General features: G+C 62.5%; 14 protein-coding genes and 2 pseudogenes. 3 read left to right on the forward strand and 13 right to left on the reverse strand.

Annotation, left to right across the window (positions count from 1 at the left end; genetic code table 11):
* Positions 1-70 precede the first annotated feature (70 nt).
* Positions 71-2,608 (forward strand): methyl-accepting chemotaxis protein, encoded by a 2,538-nt coding sequence (locus ACS4RS_RS32010; protein ID WP_439012229.1) that lies wholly within the window; start codon positions 71-73, stop codon positions 2,606-2,608.
* A 93-nt stretch (positions 2,609-2,701) separates the two neighbouring features.
* On the opposite strand, the gene ACS4RS_RS32015 is transcribed toward ACS4RS_RS32010, so the two are convergent.
* From ACS4RS_RS32015 to ltnD, 12 genes and pseudogenes are all read right to left on the reverse strand, one after another.
* Complete coding sequence (locus ACS4RS_RS32015; RefSeq protein WP_439012230.1) at positions 2,702-3,400, reverse strand: aspartate/glutamate racemase family protein; 699 nt, start codon at positions 3,398-3,400, stop codon at positions 2,702-2,704.
* Positions 3,401-3,573: 173 nt separating this feature from the next.
* Positions 3,574-4,095: pseudogene (locus ACS4RS_RS32020) on the reverse strand (NAD(P)/FAD-dependent oxidoreductase); the annotation flags it as partial.
* A pseudogene (locus tag ACS4RS_RS32025) lies at positions 4,086-4,622 on the reverse strand (aldehyde dehydrogenase family protein); the annotation flags it as partial. The pseudogenes ACS4RS_RS32025 and ACS4RS_RS32020, both read right to left, overlap by 10 nt.
* 26 nt (positions 4,623-4,648) lie before the next feature.
* Positions 4,649-5,974 carry an FAD-dependent oxidoreductase gene (locus tag ACS4RS_RS32030; protein ID WP_439012231.1) on the reverse strand — a complete coding sequence of 442 codons (1,326 nt, stop codon included), beginning with the start codon at positions 5,972-5,974 and terminating at the stop codon, positions 4,649-4,651.
* Positions 5,975-6,102: 128 nt separating this feature from the next.
* On the reverse strand, positions 6,103-7,758 hold the full coding sequence (locus tag ACS4RS_RS32035; RefSeq protein ID WP_449314110.1) for an ABC transporter ATP-binding protein: 1,656 nt from the start codon (positions 7,756-7,758) through the stop codon (positions 6,103-6,105).
* Positions 7,755-8,621, reverse strand: a complete 867-nt coding sequence (locus tag ACS4RS_RS32040; RefSeq protein WP_439012232.1) for an ABC transporter permease subunit — start codon at positions 8,619-8,621, stop codon at positions 7,755-7,757. Before ACS4RS_RS32040 ends, ACS4RS_RS32035 begins: the two co-directional genes overlap by 4 nt.
* Positions 8,618-9,568, reverse strand: coding sequence for an ABC transporter permease (locus ACS4RS_RS32045; RefSeq protein ID WP_283200596.1), 951 nt, complete (start codon positions 9,566-9,568; stop codon positions 8,618-8,620). The genes ACS4RS_RS32040 and ACS4RS_RS32045 overlap by 4 nt, the downstream gene beginning before the upstream one ends.
* Positions 9,569-9,652: 84 nt before the next feature.
* Positions 9,653-11,263: an ABC transporter substrate-binding protein gene (locus ACS4RS_RS32050; protein ID WP_439012233.1), complete on the reverse strand. Its 1,611-nt coding sequence runs from the start codon at positions 11,261-11,263 to the stop codon at positions 9,653-9,655.
* A 63-nt stretch (positions 11,264-11,326) separates the two neighbouring features.
* Entirely contained in the window at positions 11,327-12,040 is a 714-nt protein-coding gene (locus tag ACS4RS_RS32055) for an HAD-IA family hydrolase (RefSeq protein WP_439012234.1), read from the reverse strand.
* A 453-nt stretch (positions 12,041-12,493) separates the two neighbouring features.
* Positions 12,494-13,774, reverse strand: a complete 1,281-nt coding sequence (gene otnK, locus ACS4RS_RS32060; RefSeq protein WP_439012235.1) for a 3-oxo-tetronate kinase — start codon at positions 13,772-13,774, stop codon at positions 12,494-12,496.
* A 3-nt stretch (positions 13,775-13,777) separates the two neighbouring features.
* The gene (gene otnI / locus ACS4RS_RS32065) at positions 13,778-14,554 is read right to left on the reverse strand and encodes a 2-oxo-tetronate isomerase (RefSeq protein ID WP_439012236.1); all 777 of its coding nucleotides are present in this window, start codon (positions 14,552-14,554) and stop codon (positions 13,778-13,780) included.
* Between the two features lie 15 nt (positions 14,555-14,569).
* Positions 14,570-15,514 (reverse strand): L-threonate dehydrogenase, encoded by a 945-nt coding sequence (ltnD, locus tag ACS4RS_RS32070; protein ID WP_439012237.1) that lies wholly within the window; start codon positions 15,512-15,514, stop codon positions 14,570-14,572.
* Positions 15,515-15,758: 244 nt separating this feature from the next.
* On the opposite strand from ltnD, the gene ACS4RS_RS32075 reads away from it, so the two are divergent.
* Together ACS4RS_RS32075 and otnC are read left to right on the forward strand one after the other, a co-directional pair.
* Entirely contained in the window at positions 15,759-16,757 is a 999-nt protein-coding gene (locus ACS4RS_RS32075; protein WP_449314141.1) for a LacI family DNA-binding transcriptional regulator, read from the forward strand.
* Between the two features lie 16 nt (positions 16,758-16,773).
* A complete protein-coding gene (otnC, locus tag ACS4RS_RS32080) occupies positions 16,774-17,442 on the forward strand; it encodes a 3-oxo-tetronate 4-phosphate decarboxylase (protein ID WP_439012238.1) in 669 nt (222 codons plus the stop codon).
* A gap of 56 nt (positions 17,443-17,498) precedes the next feature.
* Here otnC and ACS4RS_RS32085 read toward each other — a convergent pair whose 3' ends face one another.
* A complete protein-coding gene (locus ACS4RS_RS32085; RefSeq protein WP_439012239.1) occupies positions 17,499-18,542 on the reverse strand; it encodes a tartrate dehydrogenase in 1,044 nt (347 codons plus the stop codon).
* Positions 18,543-18,640 lie beyond the last annotated feature (98 nt).

The raw sequence follows: 18,640 nt of genomic DNA on the forward strand, positions 1-18,640 counted from the left end.
GCCGAGGCTGTATGTCGATGTGATTGGTCGCGCCGGAGAAGCAGACAATTTCCTGGGCGGGGGCTCCCTTATGGCGTTGATTGACCGACTGTTGCAGCGGATGCGGATCGTGACGAAGGTGCTCTTCTTCGTCGTGCCGCTGATCGTTCTCATCGCCGGCATCGGTCTTTTCGGTTATTTCACCGCCGGCACGCTGAACGGGCAGATGACACTGACCCGGCAGACGATCGATACGCTTTCCAGTTTTCAGCAGCTGCGATCCTCGCTGACCGCCTTTACCGATCTTCCGACAGCGGCCACGCGCGATCGATTGATCGCCAGCATCGCCGAACAGCAGAAGGGCGCGGCGACGCTCGATGCCATGTTGATCGATCCTGCGCAGAAGCAGCAGATCGCTGCCGTGCGTGAACTCGGGGCTAAGATGCAGGGCGGCGCCGACGCGCTTTGGGCCGTGTCGCAGGAGCGCGTCAATACCGAACAGGCGATCGACAACGCGGTGGCCGGGCTGTTTAAGGAAAGCCAGACGGCGCGCAAACAGCTCGACGTTCTCCAGGATCAGGCGAATGGCAAGGAGGCCTTCGTCCGGGCGCTTCTTCTGGATGCCTCGGCCTACAAGAATCTCGCGGGACGCATTGCGAAACTGCGCAAGGCGACCGCTGCGGCAGCCGACGCTCAGAAGCTCGGCCAGGCCATCGGCAGCCTTCTGCCGCCGCTCGTCAAAGAGGTCGGCGACAGCGGGGCGCTTGCCTCCGACAAGGCTCAAAGCCAGATCGCTGCGCTGAAGCCGGTCCTGGACAAGCTCGCCCCCATGACCAAGGACAGCAGCCTGACGCTCGAAGCTTACGCTCCCGTCGATCAGGATCTGCAGGGCCTTCAGGAGCAATTTGCAAAACTCGCCTCCGGCAATGCGGACACGGCGATCGAGCGCTTTACCGGCATGGATGCGAGCATATCAACGCTTCGTTCGATGGTGGTAATCGTCAATGCCGCCTTCAAATCAATCGACGATCTGCGCCTGCACCTGAGCGAACTGAACAGGCGGGTCGATCCGGAGTCGCGGGATGCGGTTCTCGCGGATCTTAAGGCATTGCGCGAAAGCGCTGCAAAGCTTGTTCCCCTGAGCGGTAAAAATGCCGCGCTGCAGGATCTTGCCAAGAAGATCGAGCCGTCCCTTGCGACGATCGAGAAGGACACGTCCCTTCTTATATCGATCGCCGACCGCTGGCGCGCAGACAAGGAGGCGGCGACCGTACTTGTGGCTGAGGCAAGCCACACGCTCGAACAGTTCGTCAGCACGGCGCAGGAGAGCGGCAAGGAAATCAGCCAGCGCTCGGCGACGATGTCGCTCGCGGCAATGATTGCGGGGACGGTGCTTGCGATCATCGGCGGTCTCATGTTGATCGAAACTCTGCGCGGGCCGCTGAAGCGGATTACCCAGACGATGATGCGGCTTGCCGCCGGCGATCTGAACGTTGCCATCGGCGACGGCAAGCGTGGCGACGAAATCGGCGACATGATCCGCTCGGTGACCGTCTTTCGCGATCAGGCGCTTGAGAAGACCAGGCTGGAAGAGGTGGCCGAGGCAAACAGGGCGCGGGACGAACGGGAGCAGGCCCGCCGCGCCGCCGAGCAGGCGCGCATCGAGGCGGAACAGAGCGAGGCTCTGACAGCGCTCTCGGAAATGCTGGGCAAGCTTGCCAATGGCAATCTCACCGCCGAGATGAGCGAGGATCTGGCCGCAGACTATGTCGCCATGGCGCAAACCTATAATCACGCCATCGATGCGCTGCGCCTGACGCTCGCCGAGGTTCGCAACACGACCTACGAAATCGCCGAGGGCAGCACCAACCTTTCAGGAGCGGCCGACGATCTGGCGCGGCGCACGGAACAGCAGGCCGCAGCACTCGAGGAGAGCGCGCGGGTGCTGAGTGAACTGACCGACAGCGTGCGAACGACCGCTGAAAACGCGCGTCAGACATCGCTTTCGGTCGCGGAAGCCCATCGCCAGGCGGAGCATTCCGCAGCCGTGGTGGCGAAGGCCGTCGATGCCATGGGCGCCATCAACCGGTCGTCCGAGCAGGTCACCAGCATCATCGGCGTGATCGACGAGATCGCCTTCCAGACCAATCTTCTTGCCCTCAACGCTGGTGTGGAAGCGGCGCGCGCAGGGGAGGCGGGAAGAGGTTTTGCCGTGGTTGCTCAGGAGGTGCGCGAGCTTGCCCAGCGCTGCGCCAAGGCCGCCCGCGAAATTAAGGAGCTCATCTCCAACAGCGCATCGCAGGTCGGCGCGGGCGTCACGCTCGTCGAGGAAACCGGCCATGCGCTTTCTGCCATCATTGAGCACTTCACCTCGATCAATGGACTGGTGCAGGTCATCTCTGCTTCGACGACCACGCAATACAAGGGCATCGACGAGGTGAACAACGCCGTTCGCGACGTCGAGCATATCACCCAGCACAACGCCGCCATGGTGGAGGAAAACACCGCGGAAATTCACAGGCTTCGGCAGCAGGTGGAGCTGTTGAACGAAAGAATTTCCCACTTTCAAACTGCTGACGGCCGCAGGACTTCGCCTGCCAGCATCGTGCGGATGGCCGTAGCCTCCTGACGGAAGCCCTCGGAGACCTCCCCATGGTGATCAAGCGTCGTCGACGCTGACCGGTCGAGGTGTCATTTTCCCCTCTACCGCACCCCGCCGCCGTTAGGTTCCGCACTGGTCCTTTGGCTGCACCAAACGCCGTTTCACGTATTCGATCCCAAGTACCGGGCTTGTCAGAACTGGAAGACCGTGGTCGATACCCTGCACTGCACGAGCCATTGAGGCCTGGGCAAAAACGATCACATCGACCTTCTGCGACAGTTCTTCCAGCGCTCGACGGATTTGCGCGTCATGCGCTTCGACGTTCCCGTCGGTAAGGAATTGAAACGCTCCCTGAACAAGCACATCGTCGATCACGACATTTTTGCCCAGCTCGCATGCCTGGCGCCTGAGCAAATCTACTGTCGGCACCAGCGTTGTGGATAATGTCGCCAGGACACCTATGCGGTTTCCGTGCTCGACAGCGGCTTTGGCCATGCCTTCGTCAATACGGAACAGCGGCACAGGACAAAGCGGCGCAATGGCATCGACCGCCGGCCCAAGCGTTGAGCATGTGACGACAATCGCATCTGCCCCGGCGTCGACTGCGGACCATACGTAGGTGGCGAGCCTCCGTTTCGTCAGATGGGATAACGACCCGCGCTCAATGGTATTTCTCAACAGGCTCTCGTCGAGGATCGCGAACGGTTTCCAGTCGGGCAAAAGTTCTTTAGCAAGGGCCCGGAATTCGGAAGCAAGATCGGACACCGTGTGGATGAAAGCCAGCTTTCTGACAGAGGCACTCGCAGTTTGAATTGACATATGGTTTTCCATCCAAGTGTTGGAAGCTGAGTTGGCGGAACGGGATACTTGCATCAGTTCCAAGCTGATCCGGTGTGCGAATGCTCCCCTGCGGGCAAGATCGCGCTTTGATCCCATAGAAATGGCCAACTCGCGATCGCTCGGCGCCTGTACTTCCACGCGAATGAATTGCGTCAGATGGCGCCAACCTCAATTTTCGATCTGCCCCTGAAACGCGACAGGCGGAATGGTGTCGGATCGACGATTGCCGTGTCGCCCGCGACCAGATCCGCCGCCAGATGGCCAATGCCAGGGCCGGCGCCGAAACCGTGTCCGGAACAACCTGCGGCGACAAACACTCCGCCGATGCTGTCCACCGGTGAAATCGCGGGTATGGCGTCCGGGGTAGAGTCGACGTATCCACCCCAAGCGGACGCGATACCGGCATCGGCCACGGCGGGGAGCAGGGCTTTTATCCGAGCCATTACGGCAGCCGTCATCCGAATGTCCGGAGCAGGGTCGAGTACACGAATGCGTTCGAAGGGGGTCGGCTTATCGAGACGCCACCGACCGAGTGTTTCCGGACCCTCGAAGAACGAACGGCCTATGCCGATCTCGACGGCCTTTCGTCGTTTCAGGAACATCGGCAGAAACGGGCGAGCATAGCGGATGCTCTGCGGCGTGAGCTCGAGCGTCGCCCTGCCGCTGAGTTGAAGGGCGCGATCTCAGAAGGTTTGAGCACCATCGTGCAGCCTGTCGCGAGCGCCGGAGCCACCTTGCAGGCAATCTGATTGATCGGCCAATTCCATGGCGTGATCATGCTCACGACGCCAACTGGTTCGTGAACGATCCGGGTCGAGCCCTGCATATATTCGAAGTCGAACGCATCGAAAGCCCGGATCGTCTCTTCGAAATGCGCCGCCCCCAGCCCCGCTTGGTCCGCCCGTGCCATGGCCAGCGGGGCGCCCATTTCGCGGGAGATGATGTCGCCGATCTCGTGCTGACGGCGCTTCAGGATCATCAAAATTCGCTCAAGCAGCGCCCGCCGCTCCGCCTTCGTCGTCTGTGAGAAGGTCGGAAAGGCCGCGCGGGCGGCTTTGATCGCCCGCTCGGCATCGGCGATACTGCCGATCGCTATCGTTCCGATGGATTGTTCAGTCGACGGATCGATCACCTGAAGCTCTCTTAGCCTTTCGGGATCGACCCACTCACCGCCGATATAGAATTTGTGGGCGTCTTTCATGCAATGTTCCTCCGGCCGAGCCGAAATCAAAAGTCGGCCACCTTACCCCAGGCGGATTGCCCGAAGCGGTCTGGGTGGTAGGGCCGGGGATCGACGATCGGCTCATCGCCGGTGGCGATATCGGCAATCAGATGGCCGGCGCCTGGGCCGATGCCGAAGCCATGGCCGCTGAAGCCCGCAGCAAGGATGAAGCCGGGAAGGGAGGCGATCTCGCCAATCCCGGGCACGCCGTCGGGCGTGCTGTCGATATAGCCTGCCCAGGCCGCGTTGATGCTCGTTTTCTTCAAAGCGGGTAGAAGTTCGAGCGCGCGCGAATGCGTGAGGCGGATGGTGGCCTCATTGATCGCAGGGTCGAGGATGCGCATGCGCTCCATCGGCGTCGGCCTGTCGAGCCGCCAGCGTGCAAGAGACTCGTGACCGGAACGAAATCCCTCCAAGCCGCCGGGCGCGAGACTGCGCCATCGCCGAGCGAACATCGGCAGAAACTCTCGGGCAAAGCGGAACTGCTGCGCGGTCGGATCGACGCGGCCGCGGCCGCTGATCGCCAGCGTGTAGCCGCCATCGCTGCGACGCGTAACGGAGACCGCAGATGTGTGCAGCGCATCCGGCAAGCCGTTTGCTCCAGGCGAAACGGAAAGGATCGACGAACGGATCGATGCCTGTGGAAATCGAATGCCGAGCTGGCGGCAGAAGGAGGAGGCCCAGGCGCCGCCGGCCAGGATCGCAATTTTTGTCCGGATCGTACCGTGCTCGGTGACGACGCCGGCGATCCTGCCACCTTCGATGTCGATGCCGCGGGCGGCACAGGATTGATGCACCGTGCCGCCGAGCTTCAGGATCGCCCGCGCGACGGCGGGCGCGGCGCGTGCCGGATCGGCGGTGCCGTCGGTCGGCGAAAACACCCCGCCCTTCCACGAGGCGCCGGTGGCGCACCCGCGTTCCGTTGCCTCTGCACCGCTCAGCATATGCGTCGTGACGCCGACCGAACGCGCGAAGTCGCGCCAGCGTGCCCAGCCGGCCAGTTCCTCGTCGCTATTGCTGAGATAGAAGAGGCCGCATCGGCGAAAACCGGTATCCTCACCAGTCTCGGCAGCGAAGCGCTCCCACAGATCGAGGCTCTTCGTCGACATCGGCAGTTCACGGGCGTCGCGGTTCTGCTGCCGGCACCAGCCCCAGTTGCGGCTCGATTGTTCCGCCCCGACAAGGCCTTTCTCGACGAGGGCAACCTTCAATCCGCGCCGGGCAAGATAATAGGCCGCGAAAATGCCGACGATGCCGCCGCCGATCACCACCGCATCGGCGGCAGCGGGCAGCTCCGGCGTCGTATCGACACGGTCGAGCGGTGCAGGCATGGCGGTGTCTCCATTTCAGTCTCCAGAGCGGTTCAGCCTTTCGCCGAAGCGCAGAACCTCTCTAACGTTTTGTTTTTACGTGATTCCCGGGCAGAATGTTGCCGGACAAACGATCGCCACGGCGACCCTCACTGCCGAGAATAGGCCCGTACCAGTTCAGGATCCTGCTGGAGACCATCGAGCCAGGCCGGATCGAGCGTCGGCACCGAGGAGAAGAGCAGTTGCGAATAGGGATGCGTCGGCGCGTTCACCGTCGAGGGCGTGATTTCCTCGACCTTCCGGCCGCCATACATCACGACGATCTCATCGCAGATCGCCTCCACCACCGAGAGGTCGTGACTGATGAAGATGTAGGAGAGGCCGAGTTCGCGCTGCAATTCCTTGAGCAGGTCGATGACCGCGGCGGCAACCACCGTGTCGAGCGCCGAGGTAATCTCGTCGCAGAGGATCAGCTTCGGATCGGCGGCGAGCGCCCGGGCGAAATTGACGCGCTGCTTCTGCCCGCCCGAGAGCTCTCCCGGCCGGCGGTGGCGCAAGCTGCGGGGCAGGCGCACCATGTCGAGCAGTTGATCGATCCGGGCATTTCGCGCCTGCCGATCCATGCGATGGTAGAAAACCAGGGGCCTGGCGAGGATGTCCTCAACCGATTTTGCCGGGTTGAGCGCGGTATCGGCATATTGAAAGACGATCTGCATCTCGCGCAACTGGTCGCGCGAACGCTCACGGGCATTGCGGCGCAGCTCCGTGCCGTCGAAGACGATCTTGCCGATTGCCGCCGGTAGAATGCCGGCGATGGTGCGGGCAAGTGTCGACTTGCCGCAACCGGATTCGCCGATGATGCCGAGATTTCGACCTTTCTCCACCTTCAGGCTGACGTGCTCGACCGCGCGAACGAGGGGCAGGCCGTCGGCTTGGCGCTGCCCATAGCCCGCGACGAGATCTTCGATCTTCAGAAGCGGCGCCGCCGCACTTGCGGCCAGTCCTGCCGCGCCGCGCGATTTCGGTTCAAAGGCTGCGAGCAGCTCTCTGGTGTAGGGATGCTTCGCATTGTTGAGGATTTCATTGGTGGTGCCGGCTTCCTGGGTCTCCCCGCCTTTCAGCACGACGATGCGGTCGGCGATCTGCGCGACGACGGCGAGATCGTGCGAGACATAGACGCCTGATATGCCGCCCTTCTTCATGACCGACTTGAAAGCGCGCAGCACTTCGATCTGGGTCGTCACGTCGAGCGCCGTCGTCGGCTCGTCGAAGATGACGAGGGTCGGGTCGCCGATCAGCGCCATGGCCGCCGCCAGGCGCTGCAGCTGGCCGCCGGAAACTTGGTGCGGGTAACGGCTGCCGATCGTCTCGGGTTCCGGCAGCGACAGCGCCCGGAAGAGTTCGATTGCCCGGGCCCGCGCATCCTCCGGCGACATGAGCTGATGAATACGGGTGACTTCGATCACCTGGTCCATGATCGTTGTGGCTGGGTTGAAGGCGGCGGCGGCTGATTGCGGGACATAGGCGACTTCGGTGCCGCGCACCTTGGCACGCTGCTTCTCGCTGAGGGTGACCATGTCCTTGCCGCCGACCGAAACGCTGCCGCCGGTGATGCGGCAGCCCGCACGAGTATAACCCATCAGGGTCAGGGCGATGGTTGTCTTGCCCGAGCCGCTCTCGCCGATCAGCGCCACGATCTCGCCCTCGGCAACGTCGAGGCTGACACCCTTAATGATCTCGACACGCCGGCCGGAATCGGTGGTGGCCTCAATCTTCAGGTCGCGGATTTCAATGAAATTGCTCATGACACGCTCCGGTCGCGAATCTTCTGCGGCAGGTTGTCTATCAGCAGGTTGACGCTGATCGTCAGGCTGGCGATCGCAAGTGAGGGAAACATCACCGCCGGCGCGCCAAACGGCAGCCCGCCGATATTCTCGCGCACCAGGGCACCCCAGTCGGCATAGGGCGGCTGTACGCCGAGGCCCAGGAAGGAAAGCCCGGATAGGAGCAGAACGATGAAGACGAAGCGAATGCCGAGGTCGGCAAGCACTGGGCCGACGATGTTGGGCAGGATTTCCGAGCGAATGAGATAGAGGGTGCTTTCGCCGCGGATGCGCGCCACCGTGATGAAATCCATCGCATTGATGTTGACGGCGAGCGCCCGGGCGAAGCGGTAGGCGCCTGGGATATAGATCACCGACAGCGTCAGGACCAGAACCGGGACCGAGGAACCGACGGCGGCGACGACCACCAGGCCGAACAGCTTGCTCGGGATGGAATTGAGGGCGTCGAGGAAGCGGCTGAGGATCGTGTCCAGCCAGCCGCCGGCGACCGCTGCGATCATGCCGAGCACGACACCGCTGAAGCAGGCGATCGTCACCGCCGCCAGCGAGATGCCGACCGTGTACCGCGCGCCCATCAGAATCCGCGAGAGCATGTCGCGGCCGAGATAATCGGAGCCGAGCCAGAGTTCCCGGCTCATCGGGCCGAAATAGTCGACATCGACAATTTCGCCGACGGGGTAGGGGATGATCAACGGCGCGAAAATCGCGACGAGCGCCCAGGAGAGGATGACGGCAAGCCCAATCGCTCCGACGATGTTGAAGCGATAGCCAAACGAGGTTCCGGACAGCCGGCCGGAGGTGGTTTCGGAACTGCTCATGGTCATCGGAGCCTCGGATTGGAAAGGATGGCGATGATATCGGCGATGGTGATCAGGAGGAGATAGCCCAGGCAGAAGATCATCGCGCAGCTCTGGATCAGCGGCAGGTCGCGGGTGGCTACGGCATCCAGCATCAACTTGGCGATGCCGGGATAATTGAAAATGGTCTCGACGATGATGACGCCTCCGAGCAGGTAGGATAGGGAAAGTGCAACGGCATTGACGATCGGGCCCAGCGCATTGGGCAGTGCATGGCGAAAGACGATGCGCGGCCGGGAGGCACCCTTGAGCAAGGCCATTTCGACATAGGGTGTGTTGAGCGTCTCGATGACAGCCGCGCGGGTCATGCGGATCATCTGGGCCGAGACGACGAAGGTAAGGGTGATCACCGGCATGGCATAGACGCGCAACATGTCGGCCAAGCTGTGGATTTCATTGGCGAAAGACAGCGCCGGCAGCCATTTCAGATAGACGGCGAAGATCAGCGCGGCGGAGGTCGCGACCATGAACTCCGGAACGGAGATAACGCCGATGGTGATTACCGTAACGATCCGGTCGTAAAGAGTGCCGCGCAGCATCGCCGCGGTGATACCGAGCGTCAGCGCAATCGGCACGGAGAAGAGCGCGGTAACGCCGGCGAGTTTCAGCGTGTTGACGAAGCGGCCGGCAATGAGATCGGCGATCGGCATCTGGTTGGCATAGGACGTGCCAAGGTCGCCCTGCAGCAGTCCGACGGACCAGCGCAGGAAACGAAAGAGCGCCGGCTCGTCGAGATGCATGGCCTTGCGAAGACCTTCAACGGCTTCCGGCGTGGCGGCCTGGCCGAGCAGGATCGTCGCCGTGTCTCCGGGCAGGAGCGTTGTCGCAAAGAAGACGGCGAACGAGACGATCACCAGGGTGATCAGGGCGATGAGCAATCTGCTCAGCACAAGGGATAGGACCTGGTTGTTCACGCGCGGCTCCCTTTTTTGCGTTCGAGTTGGAAACCAATACAAATGGAAGAACCGGGGCCTGCAGCCCCGGCTCCCGGTGCCTTATCAGGCTTCAAGCCAGACATATTCGGCAAACGCGTATCCCATCTGGCCGCCAAGCGGGCTGGGCTCCAAACCCTTAAGCTTGGCGGTGGTGGCATCGACATTCGAAATATAGGCTGGAATGATGGTGCCGGCTTCCTGAGCGACCATAGCCTGCATCTCGTTGTAGATCGACTTGCGCTTCTCCTGGTCGAGTGAACCGCGCGCCTCGATCAGCATCTTGTCGAACTTCTCCGACTTGTAGTGGCTTTCGTTCCACGGGGCGTCCGAGCTGTAGAGCAGGGAAAACAGGATGTCAGGGGTCGGCCGCGGGTTGATATTGCCGAAGTGGATCGGCGCTTTGAGCCAGTAATTGTCCCAGTATCCATCGGAAGGTACCCTCTGGACGTCGAGCTTCATGCCGATTTCAGCGCCGGCGGCCTGAATGATCATGGCCATGTCGATCGACGAGTTCGCCGCATCAGAGGCGATGATGGGAATCGATTGGCCGAGAACGCCGGCTTTTTCGAAGTGGAACTTCGCCTTCTCGGGATCGAAGTCCCGCGCTTTCAGGTTCGCATCATGAAAGAAGTTCGCTGGTGAAATGGGTTGGTCGTTGCCAACCTCCCCAAGTCCGCGCAGCGCCGACTTGACGATCTGCTCGCGGTTGACGAGAGACTTCATGCCTTCGACGAAGTCGCGCTTGTTGCCGGGCTCCATATCCAGCCGCATATTGAGGTTGGTATAGCTGCCGGAAGTCGTCTTCGACAATGTAAACCCTTCGCCCTGAGCCTCGATGAGGCGCATGGAGCGCGGATTGATCGTGGCTGCGAGGTGGATGTCGCCGGCAAGCAGGGCATTGACGCGGGCGTTGTCGTCGCTGATCGCAAAATATTCGAAGGAATCGACGTTCGGGCCCGATTTCCAGTAGTTCTTGTTCTTGATGCCGACCGAGCGTACGCCGGGCTCGAAGACCTCCTTGACGAAAGCACCGGTGCCGTTCGCCTTTGAAAAGTCGGTCGTCCCGTCGGCAACGATCATGAAATGATGCAGAGACAGGATGGTCGGCAAGTCCGCGTTTGCATCGGCAAGGGTAATCTCGACGGTCTGCTTGTCGACTGCCTTGAAGCCGGTCATCTGGGCGGCGATCTTGGCGACCTTCGAGCCGACCGCAGGGTCGAGATGGCGCTTCAGTGAGAAGACCACGTCGTCTGATGTCAGCGGCTTGCCGTCGTGAAACGTGACACCGCTCTTCAGCTTCACCGTCCAGGTCTTCGCATCCTTGGACTCGATCGCGTCGGCAAGCTCCATCTGCGGCTTGCCGCTCTGGTCGAGGATGGTGAGGCGGTTATAGAAGGAGCAGCACCGGACATAATCGGTGGAGAGCGATGCCTTGGCGGGGTCGAGCGTATCGGCCGTGGAGGACGACCAGCCGGCTGCCTTGAGCGAACCGCCGGAAACCGGCGTCGCCGCAAGCGCCTTGCCGGCGCGGCCGAGCACGAGCCCGCCGGCGGACATGGCCACGCCGCCCGCCAGCATCATATGCAGCAACTCGCGACGGGTCGCGCCACGACGGATGGCGGTTTCGACCATGGCGTCGTCGGAGCTGGTCCAGTTGGTAATCTTGCTGTTCATCTCATTCCCCTTTTCTTCTGTGGCGGGCTGCCCGTTTCGGGCAGGCCCGATCCGGTTTTAAAGTCAGGCGCGTGCAGCGGCCACGGCATCGGTAAGGCCTGCCATGGACGTGAAATGGTAATCGGGTTCGGTGAACTCGACCGGCTCGATCGTGCCGCCATAACCCTTCTGGGCATGTCGCCGCTCGATCCAGCAATTGGCCAGCCCGAGTTCCCTGGAAATCCCGATATCGTGGTACTGGCTCTGGGCGACATGCAGGATGTCGTCCTTCGAATGGCCTTGCGCAGCAACGTAGGCGAAGACCGTCTCGAAGAATGCGGGATCGGGTTTTTCGGTGCCGGTATCGTCGGCCGTGAAGGTTGCACAAAAGGGATTGCCGAGTTCCTTCTCGAAGAAATCGAATGCCCAGCGGCGGGCATTGGTCATCGCGACAAGGCGGTAATCCTTCGCAAGTCTGGCCAGCGCTGCGGCGCTGTCTGCAAAACCCTTCCAGTTCTTCGCCGAGTCCCGCAGCCGCTCGCCATATTTTTGGTCAGTGGGCAGGCCGAGCTTCGGCGCGATCGCGAGGTAAACGCGCACGAGGTCGTCGGGAAAGAGATCGGCATCCTCGCCATAGCGGGCTGCGCGGTAGAGGGTCAGCGCCTGCTCGCCGTCGACGGTCGTTCCCGCCTCGGCGGCGATCTCGGCGAAGCAGGTCTTGAGGCCGCTCTCGAAGTCGATGAGCGTGCCGACGACATCGAATGTCATATATTTGAATTCCGGAAGGCTCTTGCTCACGTGAATTCCCCAGTGTTCGGCCCCAGTGGGAGCACGGTGAAGAAGAATATTCTGTTCCCGCAGGCAGGATCATTGTCCCGCTCTTCTATGGAAGGCCTCGCATTTGCCGGGATCCGAGCCCTTCAGTGATCGTAGTGTGTCACCTGCACCGCGCCGGATTCTCCTGAAAGGCGTCATATGGCGGCACAAAATACCGAATCTGGCCGTTTCGCGATATTCTGAGGCTTGCATCGCCCACGCGTCGATCCGCGCTGTTCATTGTTTGTTCGGAGTAGGTGCCCAGCGCCCGATGACCATGTCTGCCGCACGCGGCAGCGCATGGCAAAGACGCCATCGCCGAAGGCCGGGGATGACAAGGTCGAATGCCGCGCGTTCAAGCGCCGTGCCGACAGGGAGATCGGTGGTGCCGGCGGGTTCCGTTTCCGCCGGCACTTCTGCCAAGCTGGCGACAGGTCAGTGCATCATCGCCAGCGCTGCCGCAAAGAAATCCTCGCCTCCGAAATTGCCTGACTTCAAAGCCAGAAGCATGTCGCCCTGGGCATTGCCGACCGTGCGCAGCACCGGCACGCCGGCGGCAATCTCCGGTCCGATCACAAATGCCGGAATGGCGAGCCTGTCAACCGCTGCGCCCGACGTTTCGCCGCCTGCGACCACGAGCCGGCGCACGCCTCTTGCCACCAGTTCGGCGGCGATGATCGAGGTTGCTGTCTCGATCGCGTGGCCGGAGGCCTCCCGTCCATAAAGGGATTGCAGCCGGGTCACGGTTTCGGGCGCAGCGCTTGCGGCAATCACGATAGGGCCGGCGGCGATGCGGTCTCCGGCCCAGGAAATCGCCGCGGCGATCTCATCCGGACCGGCAAGCAGCCGTTCCGGGTCGAGCCGCAGCACGGGCATCGACCGTTCGGCGACCTCGAGCTGGCGCAGCGTTGCCTTGGAACAACTGCCGGCAACGATCGCTGAAAGCCCGCCCACTGGGCGAATGGCATCCGCCGGCGCTGCGCCGCCGGACGATATCCGACCGGAGCGGACGAGTGCGCGGGCAAGGCCGAGGCCGAGCCCGGAGGCGCCGGTGGACACCGGCGTTTCGAGCGCGATCTCGCCGAGCGTTTCAAGATCCCGCTCGAAAATCGCATCGGCGATGGCAGCGGTGACGCCGGCCGCGCTGAGGGCCTCGAGCCTCCCTTTGACGGCGCCGGGTCCGGCCGCGATGGCGGTGAGATCAATCAGCCCGACAGCGCCATGCGATTGTCGGGTCAGAACCCGCACGAGATTGGCGTCATGCATTGGGTTGAGGGGGTGGTCCTTGAGCGGGCTTTCGTTCAACGGCTGTCCACCGACGAAGAGATGGCCAAGATAGACGGTGCGACCCGTTTCCGGGAAGGCTGGAGTAACCAGCACGATGCCGCCGCCCGCAGCATCGCTCAATGCCTCGGTGACCGGTCCGATATTGCCGGCGTCGGTGGAATCGAAGGTCGAGCAGATCTTATAGAGCACGTGGCTCGCGCCCCGCCGGCGCAGCCATCGCTCGGCGCTGGTTGCGGCCGTTACCGCGTCCGAAGCCGGGACGGAGCGGATCTTCAAGGAAACGACGACGGCGTCCACGTCAGGCAGAGCGAGCGACGGATCGGGGATGCCGACCGTCTGCACCGTGCGCAGCCCGTTCTTCGTCAGCGTATTGGCGAGGTCGGAGGCGCCCGTATAGTCGTCGGCAATTGATCCGAGCAAAATGGCCATTGTCTAGCTCCGTGCAAAAGGTCTGAACCAGCCGAGGCCGTTCAGTGTGTGGCTACGCGGGAAGTATTCGCAGCCGATGAAACCGTCGTAACCCAGGCGGTCGATTTCGCCGAAAAGGTAGGGGTAGTTCAGTTCTTCCCCGTCCGGCTCGTTGCGGGACGGGACGCTGGCGATCTGGATGTGGCCGGTGATCGGCAGCAGGCGCCGCAACGCCATCGTAACGTCGCCATGGATGATCTGACGATGATAGATGTCGAACTGGAGTTTCAGGTTGGCCAGGCCGGATTCGGCAATCAGCTTTTCGGCGGCGCCGAAGTCGTTGAGGAAATAGCCCGGCATGTTTCGCCCGTTGATCGGCTCGAGCACGAGATCGATGCCTTTTTCCGCAAGCCGCCCGGCAGTATAAGCGACGGAGCGCCGGTATGATGATGAGGCGTCTTCGTCAAGAGGGTCGGCAATGCCTGCCATCAGGTGCAACCGCCTGACGGCGGTTGCAGCCGCATAGTCGAGTGCCCGCTCGACATCGGCTTTCAGCGCATCGAACCGCCCGGGAAGAGCCGCGATGCCGCGCTCGCCGGCCGCCCAGTCGCCCGGCGGCAGGTTGAACAAGGCCTGCTGCAGATTGTTGCGGGCAAGCCTTTCGGCGATTGCCTCCGGCGCAGCTTCGTAGGGAAAGAGATATTCGACGGCGGCAAAGCCGGCATCGGCTGCGGCGTCGAAGCGGTCGAGGAATGTCCATTCGTTGAACATCATGGTCAGGTTGGCGGCGAAAACCGGCATGGTGGCGTTTCCTTCTTAAAGCGTCTGCGGCTCTTTGCCGGAACCGGGCAATTGCGCGCCGGAAAGCTTTGCGTAGAGCCGCGCGAGCGAGGAATCATCATCACGGCCCATGCCGGCGCCGGCAGCGGCCAGATACATCTGCAGCGCCGCTGCGGCGAGCGGCACCGGATAACGCTCGGAGCGGGCCATGTCTTGGACGATACCGAGATCCTTGACGAAAATCTCGATGCTGCTGAGCGGCGTATAGTCTCCGGCCAGCACATGCGGTACGCGGTTTTCGAACATCCACGAATTGCCGGCCGAGGCGGTGATCACCTCATAGACCTTGTCGAGGTCGAGGCCTTGTTTGGCGGCAAATGTTATGGCCTCGCAGGCGGCCGCGATGTGCACGCCGGCGAGAAGCTGGTTGATCATCTTGAAGGCGGCACCTGCTCCGGCCGCGTCGCCGAGCTCATAGACCTTGCCGGCCATGGCGTCGAGACCCGGACGGGCGGCGTCGAAAGCCTCGCTGGAGCCGGACGCCATGATGGTCAGCTCGCCCAGCGCCGCCTTGGCCGCGCCGCCTGAAATCGGCGCGTCGAGATAATGCAGGCCGAGAGCCTCCACCCTTCGTGCCAGATCGCGGGCAACGGCGGGATCCATGGTTGCCGAGGAGATGAAGACGGCTCCGGGCTTCATCGTGTTCGCAACGCCTTCCGGCCCGAACAACACGGCTTCGGTCTGGGCGCCGTTGACGACGACGGAGACGATGATGTCAGCGTCCTTCGCGGCGCCGGCCGCGGTCTCTGCGCCACGTCCGCCGCCGGCCATGAAGCGGTCAACCGCGGCCGGCGTGATGTCATATCCAACGACATCGAGCCCGGCGCGCTTCATCGACCGGGCCATCCCGAGCCCCATGGAACCGAGACCGATGACGGCCGCGACGATGGCAGAGCCTGGATTTTCAGCAAGTGATGACATCAGGAGGTTCTCCGGTCTTGTAAGGAAAGGTCGCGCCGCTCCGTGCGCTCTTGCGGAAGAGCAGCGCAGCGGTGTGGCAGCGCTGCCATTTTAGTAATGCATTTTGGCAGCGCTGCCAACGTCAAATTGGTAGCGCTGCCAAAAAACCTTTGCTTCTTGGCGAGAGCCGTGAAAATGGTGAGGCAATGGTCGGAAAGCCAACAGAACGCCCAACCACCTGAACAGCTGGATTTCAGACGTGACGATGGAATTGAAACAGCCGGCGACCGTAACGCTTGCCGAGGTCGCGGAAGCAGCCGGTGTTGGCGAGAGCACGGTGTCGCGCGTGCTCCGCAATCACGGCTCGTTTTCCGGCAAGACGCGGGAGCGGGTGATGGCTGCCGTGGAGCGGCTGGGCTATGTGCCGAACCGGATCGCCGGGACGCTGGCCTCCACCGGCTCTCGTCTCGTCGCCTTCGTCATCCCCTCGCTGTCCAACATCGTCTTCCCCGATGTGCTGCGCGGCGCCAGTGCCGTCCTGGAGGAAAACCGGTACCAGGCGGTGTTCTCCGTCACCGACTATGATCCAGGCAAGGAGGAAGCGCTTGCCGCCGCGATGCTCGCCTGGCGGCCGGCGGCGGTCATGCTGGCGGGATACGAGCATACCGACGGGTCAGTGAAGATGCTGCGCGCCAGCGGATGCCGGATTGTGGAACTGCTCGATCTCGACGGAGATGCGCTCGATATCGCGGTCGGCTTCTCGAACCGCGCGGCCGGACGGGAAAGCGCCGCCTTCCTGCTAAAACGAGGCTATCGCCGGATCGGCTATGTCGGTCACGATCTCAACCGCGATACCCGCGCCGGCAAGCGGTTCTCGAGCTTTTGCGAAACGCTGGAGACAGGTGGCGTCCCCCTCATCGCGCGTGAAATTCTCGCCGGCGCTTCGTCCGTGGAAAACGGCAGGCTGGGGCTGGAGCGGCTGCTTGCCCGGGCAAGGGATCTCGATGCGGTTTATTTCTCCAACGACGATATGGCGTTGGGCGGCTATTTTCACTGTCTGGCCGAGGGGATCGCTATCCCGTCGAAGCTTGCCATTTTCGGCTATAACGGTCTCGATATCGGCCGGGCGATGCCGCAGCCCTTGTCGACCATCCGAACGCCGCGTGTGGCAACCGGACAGATCGCCGCGCAGCTGGTCGTCGCCAACGCGCCGCCCCAGGCCGTCGATCTCGGTTTTGAGCTGATCGAAGGCGCAACCGCGTAATATTGGAGGAAATGTCATGTCCGACGCGCGCCAGCGTGAAGATATCTGCCGATACGGCCGCTCGCTGTTCGAGCGCGGGCTGACGCCCGGTTCGTCGGGCAACATATCGTTGCGGCTCGATGATGGCGGCTGGCTGGTGACTCCCACCAACGCCTCGCTCGGGTTTCTCGATCCGGCGCGGATCTCCAGGCTCGATGCCGAAGGCCGGCTGCGGTCCGGCGACAAGCCGACTAAGGAAATTCCGCTGCATACCGCCCTCTACGACACACGCGGCAGCGCCCGCGCCATCGTCCACCTTCACTCCACGCACGCGGTGGCGCTGACCATGCTGCCGGAGATCGATCCGCGCGCCGCCCTGCCGCCGATGACGCCCTATTATCTCATGCGCGCCGGCGAAACCGCACTGGTGCCGTATTATCGTCCCGGCGATCCGGCGGTGGCCGACGCCATCCGCGGGCTGTCGGGCAAGTATTCGTCGGTGCTTCTGGCCAACCACGGACCTGTGGTTGCCGGCGACAGCCTGGAGGCGGCGGTCTTTGCCACCGAGGAGCTGGAGGAAACGGCAAAGCTCTATCTCTTGTTGCGCAACCTCAATCCCCGTTACCTCAGCCCGGGACAGGTGGCCGATCTGGTCAACACCTTCGGCCTGGACCTTCCATCGCATCACGACCACGACGACCATTAACGGCCAAAAGAGTATTCAGGTCAGGCGGCCAAACCCGCTCACTTCGTTGGCATGTCTTAATCGAGCGCAGAAAGCACCGATGCCGTGATCGCGTCCGTCTTGTCCCTGCCGGGACTTGCCCCGATGCCGCGTGCCGTCGTTGCCTCGATTGCGGCCATCACCTTGCCGGCGGCGCCCATTTCTCCCAAGTGCTCCAGCATCATAGCGCCCGACCAGATCGCGGCGATCGGGTTGGCGATGCCGAGATGAGCGATATCCGGCGCGGAACCGTGGACCGGCTCGAACATCGACGGCGCCGAGCGATCGGGATTGATATTGGCGGAGGCTGCAAAGCCGAGCCCGCCCTGAATGGCGGCGCCAAGGTCCGTCAGGATGTCGCCGAACAGGTTGGAGGCGACGACCACATCGAGGCTCTCCGGCGCCATCACCATGCGGGCGGCCATGGCGTCGATATGGTAGCTGGTCACCTCGACATCGGGATAATCCGCGGAAAGCCTCTGGGTGATCTCGTACCAGAAAACCATCGAGTATCTTTGCGCGTTGGACTTGGTCACCGAGGCAAGCTTGCCGCGGCGCGCACGCGCCTGTTCGAAGCCGAAACGCAGGATGCGCTCGACCCCCTGGCGAGTGAAGATCGAGGTCTCCACGGCCACCTCGCTGTCGGTCCCCTGGTGGACGCGCCCGCCAGCGCCGGAATATTCGCCCTCGGTATTTTCACGAATGCAGAGGATGTCGAAGTTCTCCGACCGCAACGGTCCCTGCACACCCGGCAGCAGCCGGTGCGGGCGGATATTGGCGTATTGGACGAAAGCCTTGCGGATCGGCAGCAGAAGCCCGTGCAGCGACACGGAATCCGGCACTTTGCGGGGCCATCCGACGGCGCCGAGCAGAATGGCATCGAAGGAGCGCAGCGTTTCGATGCCATTGTCCGGCATCATGCTGCCGTTCTCCAGATAGTAGTCGCAGGACCAGGGATAGCTTGTTGTCGCAAGCGAGAATCCGTTTCGTGCAGCCGCCTTTTCGAGCACGGCCTTGGCTGCTTCCGTGACATCGCGGCCGATGCCGTCTCCCGGCAGAAGGGCAATCCTGTAGGTCTTCATGGCAGGTCCTCTCAAGGCTGATCAGCACACTCTTGCTCTGTGGGTTGACGGGATAGGCTTCGCAGCCGGGATCCTTGCTGATTCCGGACTGCGTGTTG

The organism is Rhizobium sp. F40D2 (assembly GCF_051810745.2).
Taxonomy (GTDB): Bacteria; Pseudomonadota; Alphaproteobacteria; order Rhizobiales; family Rhizobiaceae; genus Rhizobium.

Coding starts and splice junctions, on each gene's coding strand:
- ACS4RS_RS32085 (WP_439012239.1), bottom strand. CDS start 18,542: ATGAAGACCTACAGGATTGCCCTTCTGCCGGGAGACGGCATCGGCCGC.
- ACS4RS_RS32030 (WP_439012231.1), bottom strand. CDS start 5,974: ATGCCTGCACCGCTCGACCGTGTCGATACGACGCCGGAGCTGCCCGCT.
- otnK (WP_439012235.1), bottom strand. CDS start 13,774: ATGGCCATTTTGCTCGGATCAATTGCCGACGACTATACGGGCGCCTCC.
- ACS4RS_RS32040 (WP_439012232.1), bottom strand. CDS start 8,621: ATGACCATGAGCAGTTCCGAAACCACCTCCGGCCGGCTGTCCGGAACC.
- ACS4RS_RS32035 (WP_449314110.1), bottom strand. CDS start 7,758: ATGAGCAATTTCATTGAAATCCGCGACCTGAAGATTGAGGCCACCACC.
- ACS4RS_RS32075 (WP_449314141.1), top strand. CDS start 15,759: ATGGAATTGAAACAGCCGGCGACCGTAACGCTTGCCGAGGTCGCGGAA.
- ltnD (WP_439012237.1), bottom strand. CDS start 15,514: ATGTCATCACTTGCTGAAAATCCAGGCTCTGCCATCGTCGCGGCCGTC.
- ACS4RS_RS32010 (WP_439012229.1), top strand. CDS start 71: ATGGCGTTGATTGACCGACTGTTGCAGCGGATGCGGATCGTGACGAAG.
- otnC (WP_439012238.1), top strand. CDS start 16,774: ATGTCCGACGCGCGCCAGCGTGAAGATATCTGCCGATACGGCCGCTCG.
- otnI (WP_439012236.1), bottom strand. CDS start 14,554: ATGCCGGTTTTCGCCGCCAACCTGACCATGATGTTCAACGAATGGACA.
- ACS4RS_RS32050 (WP_439012233.1), bottom strand. CDS start 11,263: ATGAACAGCAAGATTACCAACTGGACCAGCTCCGACGACGCCATGGTC.
- ACS4RS_RS32015 (WP_439012230.1), bottom strand. CDS start 3,400: ATGTCAATTCAAACTGCGAGTGCCTCTGTCAGAAAGCTGGCTTTCATC.